Below are 11,419 nucleotides of genomic sequence, written 5' to 3'. Positions count from 1 at the left end.
GAAAGTCCTGTCAGCTCTGCGGATGCGCATGCAGGATGCCGGTGCGCCGTGGTTCCAGGGGCATGGCGGCCAACATCCAGACCAGCACGGCCAAGCAAGAAATCCACGATCTGCGCAGAGCTCGCCCGCGTCGGACCTCTCGTCACACAGAAGATTTTTTCCGCTCGACTCACGGGCAACCGCCGCAAGCGCTGGAGTGCATTCGGGCCATCAAGCGACAACCGCGCTGGAAAACAAAAAAGCCACCCGAAGGTGGCTTTTTTGCTGGAGCAAGCTCCAAATACTGGCGGAGTGGACGGGACTCGAACCCGCGACCCCCGGCGTGACAGGCCGGTATTCTAACCAACTGAACTACCACTCCTGGTAGACAACGTTCGTTCCTTGCGGAACCGAGTGTTGACGACTCGTGCCGACTTCACCGAAGTGAAACTGGCGACCCTACGGGGATTCGAACCCCGGTAGCCACCGTGAAAGGGTGGTGTCCTAGGCCTCTAGACGATAGGGTCAAAACCTTGGACGTGCTGCGATCAGCATCTCTAACCTACTCGACACTTTGATGGTGGAGGTAAACGGGATCGAACCGATGACCTCTTGCATGCCATGCAAGCGCTCTCCCAGCTGAGCTATACCCCCGTGTGGGTGTCGAGCCTCGAATTATAGCCCGATTTTTCAGGCCTTTTTCAATCGCTCGATAACTTTTTCGCGGGAAAAAATTTCGAGCACTGAATCGAGGGACGGTGTCTGCGATGTTCCCATCACAAGCACTCGTACTGGCATCGCTAACACGGGCATTTTCAGCGCGTGTGTCGCGAGGACTTCCTTGATCATAACTGCGATTTCGGCCCTCTCCCAGGCGACCGTCATCAATTTTTCAACGAGCGTTGCGATTGCAGGCTTCACTGCATCGGTGATGTGCTGCGCGCGGTCTGCATCGGTCACTTCGATGTCCGCATAAAACGCTGCAGCCCAACCAGCGAGCGCCACTGTCGTATCGCAACGGTCTTTGAAGAGCGTACAGATCGCAGGCAGACGCTCATCGGCGACGATGCCTCGCTTTTGCAACTGCGCTGCAACAAGCGGTGCGAGCTCATCGCCGCTCTTGGCCTTGATGTACTGCGCATTCACCCACGCGAGCTTGGCTGCATCCCACTGCGCGGGGCTCTTCGAGAGGTGCGTGCCGTCGAACCAGCTCACCATCTGCTCGCGCGTGAACAACTCGTCGTCACCGTGGCTCCAGCCGAGGCGCGCGAGGTAGTTGAGCATCGCTTCGGGCAGGTAGCCGTTGTCCTCGTAGGCCGTGACGCTCACGGCGCCGCGGCGCTTGGAGAGCTTCTGCCCGTCGTCGCCGAGGATCACCGGCACGTGGCCGAACTGCGGCAGCGGTGCGCCGAGCGCGCGGAAGATGTTGATCTGCCACGGCGTGTTGTTGATGTGCTCGTCGCCGCGGAACACGTGCGTGATGGCCATGTCCCAGTCGTCGACCACCACCGCGAAGTTGTAGGTCGGCACACCATCAGGACGCAGGATGATCAGGTCATCGATCTCGCGGTTGTTGATGGTGATCTCGCCCTTGACGAGGTCGTTCCACGTCACGTCGCCTTCGGGCGGATTGCAGAAGCGCACCACGGGCGGCACGCCTTCAGGCACGGGCGGCAGCACCTTGCCCGGCTCGGGGCGCCAACGGCGGTCGTACAGCGTTTTCTCGTTGCGCGCACGTTGCGCTTCGCGCATCTCGTCGAGTTCGGCCGGCGTGCAGTAGCAGTGGTAGGCCGTGCCGGCCGCGAGCATCTGCGCGATGACTTCGCGGTAACGCTCGAGACGTTGCATCTGGTAGATCGGGCCTTCGTCGTAGTCGAGGCCGAGCCAGTGCATCGACGCGAGGATCTGGTCGGTCGAGTCCTGCGTGGAACGGGCCACGTCGGTGTCCTCGATGCGCAGCACGAACTCGCCGCCGTGGTGGCGCGCGTAGGCCCACGAATAGAGTGCGGTGCGCGCCGTGCCCAGGTGCAGAAAGCCGGTGGGAGACGGTGCGATGCGGGTGCGAACTTTGCCGGTCATGAAATGAAGAGTCAGGAAGTCAGTGTGCTCAGGCCGCGCGAAAGATCGGCCGTGATGTCGTCGATGTATTCCAGGCCGACCGCAAAGCGGACCAAGCCCTGGCTGATGCCCGCGGCCTGGCGCTGCGCCTCGGTGAGGCGGCCGTGCGAGGTGGTGCCGGGGTGCGTGATGATCGACTTGGTGTCGCCCAGGTTGGTGGCGATGCTCACGACGCGCGTGCTGTTGATCACATGGAACGCGTTGGCGCGCGCCGTCTCGGGGTCGTTGCCGACCACGTCGAAGGACACGACCGCGCCGCCCAGGCCCGACTGCTGGCGCATGGCCAGTTCGTGCTGCGGGTGCGAGGCCAGGCCCGGGTAGTACACGCGTGCCACGCCGGGCTGCGTTTCGAGCCACTGCGCCACGGCCAGCGCATTCGCGCACTGCGCCTGCATGCGCACGCCCAGCGTCTCCATGCCCTTGAGCACGACCCAGGCGTTGAACGGCGACAGCGCCATGCCGGCGGTACGCACCACGGGACCGAAGACATCGACGATGAGCTTCGAGGGCCCGCAGATCGCGCCGGCCATCACGCGGCCCTGGCCGTCGAGGTACTTGGTGCCCGAATGAATGACGAGGTCGGCACCCAGTTCGGTCGGACGCTGCAGGATCGGCGTGCAGAAGCAGTTGTCGACCGCGAGCAGCGCACCGGCACCGTGCGCCAGGTCGGCCAGCGCCCGGATGTCGCAGACATCGGTCAGCGGGTTGGTCGGCGTCTCGGCAAACAGCAGCTTGGTGTTGGGCTTGAGCGCGGCGCGCCATTCGGCCACGTCGGTCTGCGAGACAAAGGTGGTCTCGACGCCGAACTTGGCGAACTCCTTGCCGAACAGGTTCAGCGTGGAGCCGAACACCGAGCGCGAGCAGATCACGTGGTCGCCGGCCTTGAGCAGGCCCATGCACATCATGAGGATCGCGCCCATGCCGGTCGAGGCGCCGATGGCGGCCTCGGTGCCTTCGAGCGCGGCCAGGCGCTGCTCGAAGCTGGCGACCGTCGGGTTCGAGGTGCGCGAGTAGGTGAAGCCGGCCTCGGTGCCGGCGAAGCGGCGGGCCGAGGTTTCGGCGTCGGGCTGCACGAAGCCGCTCGTGAGGAACAGGGCCTCCGAGTGCTCGCCGTGCTGGCTGGGTGCCAGGCCGGTGCGCAGCGCGAGGGTGTCGCGGTGCAGGCCGGGCGGCAGGGTGCGTTCGTTGTCGCTCACGTCGGCCCTCTCTTCTTTCTCTTACTCGCTGGGGTTCGGCAGGGCGAGGCGCGAAGCGTCTTCTTCGTTTTCCTCGATGCGCGGGCGGTTGCCGTTCATGCGCGAGATGGCTTCGGTGTCGATGTCACCCGTCACGTACACGCCGTCGAAGCACGAGGCGTCGAAACCGGCGAGCTTCGGGTTGAGCGAGCCGATGGCGCGCTTCATGGCATCGACGTCCTGGTAGATGAGCGCATCGCAGCCGATGAGTTCGCGGATTTCCTCGACGGTGCGGTCGTGCGCCACGAGTTCGTCCTTGGTTGGCATGTCGATGCCGTAGACGTTGGGGTAGCGCACCGGCGGCGCGGCGCTGGCCAGGTAGACCTTGCGGGCGCCGGCGTCGCGCGCCATCTGCACGATCTCGCGGCTGGTGGTGCCGCGCACGATCGAGTCGTCGACCAGCAGCACATTGCGGCCCTTGAACTCGCTGGCGATCACGTTGAGTTTCTGGCGCACCGACTTCTTGCGAACGCCCTGCCCCGGCATGATGAAGGTGCGGCCCACGTAGCGGTTCTTCACGAAGCCTTCACGGTACGGAATCCCCAGGAGGTGCGCGAGTTGCGTGGCGCTCGGGCGGCTCGATTCGGGAATCGGAATGATCACGTCGATCTGGTTCGGCGGCACGGTCGAGACCACGCGCTTGGCCAGCGTTTCGCCGAGGTTCAGGCGTGCCTGATACACCGAGATGCCGTCGAGCACCGAGTCGGGACGTGCGAGGTACACGAACTCGAAGATGCACGGGTTGAGCGAGGCGCCCTCGGCGCATTGCATCGAGTGCACGTTGCCTTCGAGGTCGATGAACACGGCCTCGCCCGGTTCGATGTTGCGTTCGAACACGTGGCCCGAGCCTTCGAGCGCGACCGATTCGCTGGCCACCATGACGGTGCCGTCGGCGTTGCGGCCCATGCACAGCGGGCGGATGCCGTAGGGGTCGCGGAAGGCCAGCAGACCGTGGCCGGCGATCAGCGAGACCACGGCGTACGAGCCGCGCAGGCGCTTGTAGACGTTCTTGACGGCGGCGAAGACCTCGGCCGGGTGCAGCGGCACGCCGCGCGAAGAACGCTCGATTTCATGCGCCAGCACGTTGAGCAGCACTTCGGAGTCGCTCTCGGTGTTGGTGTGGCGGTGATCGGTGGAGAACAGCTCCGCACGCAGGGCGTGCGCGTTGGTCAGGTTGCCGTTGTGCACGAGCACGATGCCGAAGGGCGCGTTCACGTAGAAGGGCTGCGCCTCTTCTTCGCTGTAGGCGTTGCCGGCGGTCGGGTAGCGCACCTGGCCCAGGCCCACGTTGCCCGGCAGCGCGCGCATGTTGCGGGTGCGGAACACGTCGCGCACCATGCCCTTGGCCTTGTGCATGAAGAACTTGCGTTCCAGCAAGGTCACGATGCCGGCCGCGTCCTGGCCACGGTGCTGCAGCAGCAGCAGCGCGTCATAGAGCAGCTGGTTGACGGGTGCGTTGCTGACAACGCCGACGATTCCACACATGAACGATTCCTCTCAGGGCAGGTAGCTTGCCAACTTTTCAGGCAGCGAGGGTTTGAGGCCCTGCAATGCCGCATCGAGAACAATGGCGCTGCGCGATTCGTGCCACCAGGCACTGTCGCTCAACGCCAGCAAATGAACAACGACCGCCAGCACGAGCAGGGCCACTGCCCCCCGTGCCGCGCCGAACGCTGCTCCCAAAATCCGGTCCACCGGCCGCAGGCCGACCGCGGCGATCAACTTGCGCGTGAGGGCTGCCGCCAGCCCCACGCCGAACGCCACCGCCACGAACACCAGCACAAAGGCCAGCGGGTAGCGCCAGGTGGCCTGCGGGTCGCCGAACGGCAGCCAGGCCGCCACGTCGGAGGCCACCCACTGGGCCACGATGAAGGCGGCCACCCAGCCGATCAGCGAAATCACTTCGAACACGAGGCCGCGCACCAGCCCGAACAGCATCGACAGCACGATGAGCGCGATGGCGATCCAGTCGAGCAGGGCCACGGCAATGAACTACAGGCAGCGGGCGATGACGGTGCTTACAACGTGAGGATGGCCGCGGCCAAAGACAAGCCCTTGACCCGGTCCGCGGCCTTCTCGGCCTCGGCACGCGAAGCGAACGGCCCGACGCGCACACGCGTGCGCTCGCCGTCGGCCGTCTTGGCGACGTGCACGTAGGTCTTGAGGCCGGCGCGCTCGAGCTTCTGGCGCACTTCGCGCGCCTTGTCGGCATCGGCAAAGGCGCCGACCTGCACGACGAAGCGGCCGTTGTCGTCGGCGGCCGGCTTGGGCGCGGCGGCGGGCGGCTTGCCTTCGAGCAGCGCGCGGGCCCGGGCGCCGTCGTCGGCGTTCGCGGCGGGCTTGGCGGGTTCCGGCTTCGGCTTGGGCTCGGGCTTCGGTTCGGGCTTCTTCGGCTCCGGCTTGGGTTCCGGTTTGGGTTCGGGCTTCGGCTCGGGTTTGGGTTCCGGCTTTCTCTGCTCGACGGCGGGCTTGGGCGCCGCCGGAGTCGCGGGCACCGTCGCGCCCGGTTCGATCACGGTGCCGTCGGCGGTCTCGGTGATCATGCCGCCGGCCGACGAGGCTGCCGCCACGCGGGAGCTGCCATCGGACGAGGAAGAAGGCGCGCTGCTCGTTGCGGGTGCCGGCGTGGCGGGCACGGGCAGCGGCTTGGCCTTGTTGCGGTCGGGAATCTCGATCGGGATGTCGACCGGCACGGGGCGCGGCTGGGTGTCGAACAACAGCGGGAAGCCGATCACACCGACCAGCACCAGCACCGCTGCACCGAGCAGCCGATGGCGCGCACGCCGGCGCATGGTTTCGACACTTTCCGCCGGCACCGCCGCGGGGGCGCTGCGTCCTTCGTTGCCTTGTGGGCCGCGCGCGCGGAACTTGAAAAACGCCATGAAGTTCGATCCCTGGAGGAGTGCAGCGAGGTGGTGCCCGATGGTGTCGGAGGGGTGTGGACAGCCCGACGATCAGCCGCCTGGCAGCAGGTGTTTGGCTTGCAGCCGGGGGGTGCCGTTTTCGAGGACGCCACCCACGGTGAAGAACGATCCGAAGACCACGATTCTATCAGTGGCACCTGCCTGCTCGATGGCCGCGCGCAGGGCGTCCATCGGGCTCGCATGCACGCTGCCGGAGGCGTCCTTGCGCGTGTTCTGCGCCTGCCACGCGGCCAGCAGATCGGCCGCCTTGGCGGCGCGCGGCGTGGGCAGGTCGGTGAAGTACCAGCGGTCGATCAGCGGCCCGATGCGCGCCAGGATGGGCGCGAGGTCCTTGTCGGCCATGACGCCGAACACGCCGTGCGTGGTGGGCGAAAAACCCATCGCGTCGAGGTTCTCGGCCAGCGCCGCGACGGCGTGCGCGTTGTGCGCCACGTCGAGCACCAGCGTGGGCTCGCCCGGCACGATCTGGAAGCGGCCCGGCAGCTCGACCATCGCCAGCCCGTTGCGCACCGCCTGCGCCGTGATCGGCAGCTGCGGGCGCAGCGCCTCGAGCGCCGCGAGCACGCCCGCCGCATTGAGCAACTGGTTGGCGCCGCGCAGCGCCGGGTAGGCCAGCCCGCTGTAGCGCCGGCCGCGGCCCGACCAGCCCCACTGTTGCTTGTCGCCCGAGACGTTGAAGTCGTGCCCGAAGCGCCACAGGTCGGCGCCGATGGCGTTGGCGTGGTCGATCACGCTTTGCGGCGGCACCGGGTCGCTCACGATGGCGGGCTTGCCGGCGCGCAGGATGCCGGCCTTCTCGAAGCCGATGCTTTCGCGGTCGGGGCCGAGGTATTCCATGTGGTCCAGGTCAATGCTGGTGATGACCGCGCAGTCGGCGTCGATGATGTTCACCGCATCGAGCCGGCCGCCCAGGCCGACCTCGAGGATCGCCACGTCGGGCTTCTCCTGGATCATGCAATGCAGGATGCCAAGCGTGGTGAACTCGAAGTAGGTCAGGGCCATGTCGCCGCGCGCCTTTTCCACCACCTCGAAGCTTGCTATCAGTTTGGAAGCATCGACCGCTTCGCCCTTGAGCCGCAGCCGTTCCTCGAAGCGCACCAGGTGCGGCGAGGTGAACACGGCCGTGCGGTAGCCCGCGTGCGTGAGGATCGATTCGAGCATGGCGCAGGTCGAGCCCTTGCCGTTGGTGCCCGCCACCGTGATGACGGGGCAGTCGAAACACAGGCCCAGACGCTGCGCCATTTCTTTGGCGCGATCGAGCCCGAGCTCGATCTTGTCGGGATGAAGGTGCTCGGCGCGCGCGAGCCAGTCGTTCAGGGTTTCCATGGAGGCCGGCATTGTCGCCGACCCGCCGCTCGCGGCATCATGGCGGCCATGACAACCCTATACGGCATCCCGAACTGCGACACCGTCAAGCGCGCCCGCGCCTGGCTCGACGACCATGGCGTGGCCTACGCCTTCCACGATTTCAAGAAACAGGGCGTGCCCGAAGCCGAGCTCGACCGCTGGCTCAAGGCCCCCGGCTGGGAGGCGCTGGTCAACCGCAAGGGCACCACCTGGCGCAAGCTCGACGAGGCCACGCGCGACGCGGTGGTCGACGCCGCCTCGGCCCGCCCCGTGCTGCTGGCCAACCCGAGCCTGATCAAGCGGCCGGTGGTCGATTGGGGCCCGAAGACGGGCGTAACGACTGGTTTCGATGCCGATCGCTGGGCTGTGAACGCCGTGTAAACCCCGGAACCCCGTCCCGCCGGCCGGCCTCCAACCCCGATCTGCAGGAGAGAACACCATGAACAGACACGTTTTTCGCATCCTCACGGGGCTTTCGGCGGCCGGCCTGCTGGCCACGGGCGCCAGCGTCGTGCAGGCCCAGCAAGTGGTCCAGGCGCGCGTGATTTCCGCCACGCCGATCCGCGAAACGACCGGCAGCGACGTCAGCTACAACGTCACCTACGAATACCAGGGCCGCCAGTACACGACCCGCACCACCAGCCGGCCGGGCGCCACCATTCCGATCCAGGCCAGCGCTTACGGCGTGACCACCGCACCGGTCCAGCCCCAGTCGCAATTGCAGCCCTACCCGGTCGAGGCCAACAACGGCCCGCAGTACCCGGAACAGTACCCGCAGCAGGGGCAGTACCCGTACCAGCAAGGCGCCAACTCCCCGTGGGACAGCGTCGTGCCCGAACCCGGCGTGGTGGTGTCCAACGCACCGGCGCCGGTCTACACGCAGCCGGCCCCGGTGTATGCCCCGCCCGTCTACGTGCAGCCCGCCTACACCTACCCCTATGCGCAGCCCTACGTCTACCCGCCGGTCGGCATCTCGCTGAACCTGGGCTATTCGCGCGGCTGGGGCGGTGGCGGCTACTACCGCGGCTATCGCGGATGGGGCGGCTATCGCCACGGCTGGCGCTACTGAGTTCCCCCACGGCGGGCCGGCTCTGCCGAGCCCCTAAAATCGAGGGCTTCTCCAACCCCGGGGGTGCTGCTGCCGCGGCGCGTCCCTCGATCCGCCGAACGCGCAGGCGCCGGCGCCATCCATCCAATGACGACGACTACCGACACCATCAACAGCGCCGCAGTGGCCACCAAGGCCAATGTGTATTTCGACGGCAAGTGCGTGAGCCACAACCTCACGCTGGCGGACGGCACCAAGAAATCGGTCGGCGTGATCCTGCCGTCCACCCTCACCTTCAACACCGGCGCGCCTGAAATCATGGAAGGCGCCGGCGGCAGCTGCGAATACCAGCTCGCAGGCACCAGCGAATGGATCGCCTCGGGCCCCGGCCAGAAGTTCAGCATTCCCGGCAATTCGAGCTTCCAGATCCGCGTGAGCGGCGAGCCCTACAGCTACATCTGCCACTTCGGTTGAAACGGAACCCCTGACATGTCGACCATTCTCCAAAACGTTCCCGCCGGCCAGAAGGTCGGCATCGCCTTCTCCGGAGGCCTGGACACCAGCGCGGCGCTGCACTGGATGAAGCTGAAGGGCGCCGTCCCCTACGCCTACACCGCCAACCTCGGCCAGCCCGACGAGCCCGACTACGACGAGATCCCGCGCAAGGCGATGCTCTACGGCGCCGAGAACGCCCGCCTGATCGACTGCCGCGCACAGCTGGCCAACGAAGGCATCGCCGCCCTGCAGGCCGGCGCCTTCCACGTGACCACCGCCGGCGTGACCTACTTCAACACCACGCCGCTGGGCCGCGCCGTGACGGGCACCATGCTGGTGTCGGCCATGAAGGAAGACGACGTCCACATCTGGGGCGACGGCAGCACCTACAAGGGCAACGACATCGAGCGCTTCTACCGCTACGGCCTGCTCACCAACCCCGCGCTGAAGATCTACAAGCCCTGGCTCGACCAGGTCTTCATCGACGAGCTGGGCGGCCGCGCCGAAATGTCGGCGTTCATGCAGAAGGCCGGCTTCGCCTACAAGATGTCGTCCGAGAAGGCCTACTCGACCGACTCGAACATGCTGGGCGCCACGCACGAGGCCAAAGACCTCGAGCATCTGAACAGCGGCATGCAGATCGTGCAGCCCATCATGGGCGTGGCCTTCTGGAAGGACGAAGTCGAAGTCAAGCGCGAAACCGTCTCGGTGCGCTTCGAAGAAGGCGTGCCCGTCGCGCTGAACGGCGTGCGCTACACGAACCTGGTCGAGCTGATCCTCGAAGCCAACCGCATCGGCGGCCGCCACGGCCTGGGCATGAGCGACCAGATCGAAAACCGCATCATCGAAGCCAAGAGCCGCGGCATCTACGAGGCCCCGGGCCTGGCGCTGCTGTTCATCGCCTACGAGCGCCTGGTCACCGGCATCCACAACGAAGACACCATCGAGCAGTACCGCGACAACGGCCGCCGCCTGGGCCGCCTGCTGTACCAGGGCCGCTGGTTCGACCCGCAGGCCATCATGCTGCGCGAAACGGCCCAGCGCTGGGTGGCGCGCGCCATCACCGGCGAAGTGACGGTCGAGCTGCGCCGCGGCAACGACTACTCGATCCTGAACACGGAATCGGCCAACCTCACGTACAAGCCCGAGCGCCTGAGCATGGAAAAGGTCGAAGGCGCGTTCACGCCGCTGGACCGCATCGGCCAGCTCACGATGCGCAACCTGGACATCGTCGACACGCGCGAGAAGCTGGCGATCTACACCCGTGTGGGCCTGCTGTCGTCGGGCGAAGGTGCCTCGCTGCCGAAGCTGGCGAACGACGGCGACGCGAGCTGATCGATCGATCCCCCTGCCCTTGCCACGCAAAAGGGCAGCAATGAAAAACGGGCCCTTGCGGCCCGTTTTTCTTTGGGAGACTTTGGGAAATGCCCCGGCGTCAGTCGCCGCCGCCTCCGCACCCACCGCCGCATCCACCGCCCCCATCGGACGCGCCACCTCCGTCGCTGGAGCCGCCATCGCCGCCCCCGCTCGACTCGCTGCCGCCGAAGCCCCCGGCATCGCCCGAGCTGCCGCCGTCGGACGACGAATCGCCGAAGCTCGAGCCGCAGTGCGCGTCGGTGCCCGTTGCGCGCTCGATCGCCCGGCAATCGGGGATGTAGTGAAAGCCGTCCGCAATCGCGAACTTGATGTCCAGCGCGAACAGCAGCGGCAGTCGCGCCGGATTGCGCGGGTCGATGCTTTCTTCCTTGCAGGCCCAGTACCAGGTGCGGCGCAGGCCGTCGTTGCGCCGCGCGTCCTGGCCCAGCACCTCGGCCGGGCTGTGGTGCAGCATGCGCCCGAAGGCCGCCTGGCACCAGGTCTGGTAGCCCTGCGTGTGCAGGATGAACTCGTGCCAGGCCGTGTCGACCACCCGCGAAGGCATGGCGACGAACTTGAGGTTGCTGCGCAGGTGCGCCATGAAGAACTGCCGCAGCCCGCGCAACACCAGCTCGGCGTCGCGTCGGCTCAGTTGCGGGTGCGCCGCGCGCAGCTTGCCGATGAGGAACGGCGGCAGCCGGGCCTCGCGGATGAACTGGCGGCGCAGGCTGAGTTCGATCTGGCTCAGGAGCCCCGCGAATAAAAGGGCCGCGAGGATCAGCAGCACCGACCCCCACCAGCCCGCCCGCACCAGGAACACCGAGGCGATGCCCGCCACGATGACGACAAGCTGCGCCCAGCCCAGCACGGCGATGCGCCGGCGGTAGTTCAGGTGCAGGAAGTCGAGATCCACCGTC

At 66.7% G+C, this 11,419-nt stretch carries 11 protein-coding genes and 3 tRNA genes; 4 read left to right on the top strand and 10 right to left on the bottom strand.

Going from position 1 to position 11,419, the window contains the following annotated elements; all coding sequences use genetic code 11:
- Positions 1-284: 284 nt before the first annotated feature.
- The 9 genes from AC07Q9_RS23645 to folC form a co-directional block, all read right to left on the bottom strand.
- Positions 285-361: transfer RNA gene (locus AC07Q9_RS23645), tRNA-Asp, on the bottom strand.
- A 69-nt stretch (positions 362-430) separates the two neighbouring features.
- Positions 431-506: transfer RNA gene (locus AC07Q9_RS23640), tRNA-Glu, on the bottom strand.
- Positions 507-557: 51 nt separating this feature from the next.
- Positions 558-633 (bottom strand) — tRNA-Ala (locus tag AC07Q9_RS23635).
- Positions 634-669: 36 nt separating this feature from the next.
- On the bottom strand, positions 670-2,058 hold the full coding sequence (gene gltX, locus AC07Q9_RS23630; RefSeq protein ID WP_495311980.1) for a glutamate--tRNA ligase: 1,389 nt from the start codon (positions 2,056-2,058) through the stop codon (positions 670-672).
- Positions 2,059-2,069: 11 nt separating this feature from the next.
- On the bottom strand, positions 2,070-3,293 hold the full coding sequence (locus AC07Q9_RS23625; protein WP_495311979.1) for an O-succinylhomoserine sulfhydrylase: 1,224 nt from the start codon (positions 3,291-3,293) through the stop codon (positions 2,070-2,072).
- A gap of 21 nt (positions 3,294-3,314) precedes the next feature.
- Positions 3,315-4,817 (bottom strand): amidophosphoribosyltransferase, encoded by a 1,503-nt coding sequence (purF, locus tag AC07Q9_RS23620; RefSeq protein ID WP_489058104.1) that lies wholly within the window; start codon positions 4,815-4,817, stop codon positions 3,315-3,317.
- A gap of 12 nt (positions 4,818-4,829) precedes the next feature.
- Positions 4,830-5,315 carry a CvpA family protein gene (locus AC07Q9_RS23615; RefSeq protein WP_070062414.1) on the bottom strand — a complete coding sequence of 162 codons (486 nt, stop codon included), beginning with the start codon at positions 5,313-5,315 and terminating at the stop codon, positions 4,830-4,832.
- Positions 5,316-5,350: 35 nt separating this feature from the next.
- Positions 5,351-6,214, bottom strand: coding sequence for an SPOR domain-containing protein (locus AC07Q9_RS23610; protein WP_495311978.1), 864 nt, complete (start codon positions 6,212-6,214; stop codon positions 5,351-5,353).
- Positions 6,215-6,286: 72 nt separating this feature from the next.
- Complete coding sequence (folC, locus tag AC07Q9_RS23605) at positions 6,287-7,594, bottom strand: bifunctional tetrahydrofolate synthase/dihydrofolate synthase (protein ID WP_495311977.1); 1,308 nt, start codon at positions 7,592-7,594, stop codon at positions 6,287-6,289.
- A 36-nt stretch (positions 7,595-7,630) separates the two neighbouring features.
- On the opposite strand from folC, the gene AC07Q9_RS23600 reads away from it, so the two are divergent.
- The 4 genes from AC07Q9_RS23600 (at position 7,631) to argG (ending at position 10,481) form a co-directional block, all read left to right on the top strand.
- Positions 7,631-7,984 (top strand): ArsC family reductase, encoded by a 354-nt coding sequence (locus AC07Q9_RS23600; protein ID WP_495311976.1) that lies wholly within the window; start codon positions 7,631-7,633, stop codon positions 7,982-7,984.
- 58 nt (positions 7,985-8,042) lie between these two features.
- The gene (locus AC07Q9_RS23595; protein WP_495311975.1) at positions 8,043-8,672 is read left to right on the top strand and encodes a hypothetical protein; all 630 of its coding nucleotides are present in this window, start codon (positions 8,043-8,045) and stop codon (positions 8,670-8,672) included.
- Between the two features lie 126 nt (positions 8,673-8,798).
- Entirely contained in the window at positions 8,799-9,125 is a 327-nt protein-coding gene (gene ppnP / locus AC07Q9_RS23590; protein WP_099791653.1) for a pyrimidine/purine nucleoside phosphorylase, read from the top strand.
- A 15-nt stretch (positions 9,126-9,140) separates the two neighbouring features.
- Positions 9,141-10,481, top strand: a complete 1,341-nt coding sequence (argG, locus tag AC07Q9_RS23585; protein WP_159273312.1) for an argininosuccinate synthase — start codon at positions 9,141-9,143, stop codon at positions 10,479-10,481.
- A 100-nt stretch (positions 10,482-10,581) separates the two neighbouring features.
- Here the strand turns inward: argG and AC07Q9_RS23580 are convergent, their stop codons facing one another.
- Positions 10,582-11,415, bottom strand: coding sequence for a glycine-rich domain-containing protein (locus AC07Q9_RS23580; RefSeq protein ID WP_495311974.1), 834 nt, complete (start codon positions 11,413-11,415; stop codon positions 10,582-10,584).
- Between the last annotated feature and the right edge of the window lie 4 nt (positions 11,416-11,419).

The sequence above is a fragment of the Variovorax sp. GW821-FHT09A10 genome (assembly GCF_059418385.1).
Note: the sequence above shows the minus strand (reverse complement) of the source record. Positions and strands in the feature narration are given on the sequence as shown.

Bases quoted from the DNA above. Each gene is read 5' to 3' on its own strand.
- folC (WP_495311977.1), bottom strand. From the start codon at position 7,594: ATGCCGGCCTCCATGGAAACCCTGAACGACTGGCTCGCGCGCGCCGAG.
- AC07Q9_RS23600 (WP_495311976.1), top strand. From the start codon at position 7,631: ATGACAACCCTATACGGCATCCCGAACTGCGACACCGTCAAGCGCGCC.
- argG (WP_159273312.1), top strand. From the start codon at position 9,141: ATGTCGACCATTCTCCAAAACGTTCCCGCCGGCCAGAAGGTCGGCATC.
- AC07Q9_RS23595 (WP_495311975.1), top strand. From the start codon at position 8,043: ATGAACAGACACGTTTTTCGCATCCTCACGGGGCTTTCGGCGGCCGGC.
- ppnP (WP_099791653.1), top strand. From the start codon at position 8,799: ATGACGACGACTACCGACACCATCAACAGCGCCGCAGTGGCCACCAAG.
- AC07Q9_RS23610 (WP_495311978.1), bottom strand. From the start codon at position 6,214: ATGGCGTTTTTCAAGTTCCGCGCGCGCGGCCCACAAGGCAACGAAGGA.
- gltX (WP_495311980.1), bottom strand. From the start codon at position 2,058: ATGACCGGCAAAGTTCGCACCCGCATCGCACCGTCTCCCACCGGCTTT.
- purF (WP_489058104.1), bottom strand. From the start codon at position 4,817: ATGTGTGGAATCGTCGGCGTTGTCAGCAACGCACCCGTCAACCAGCTG.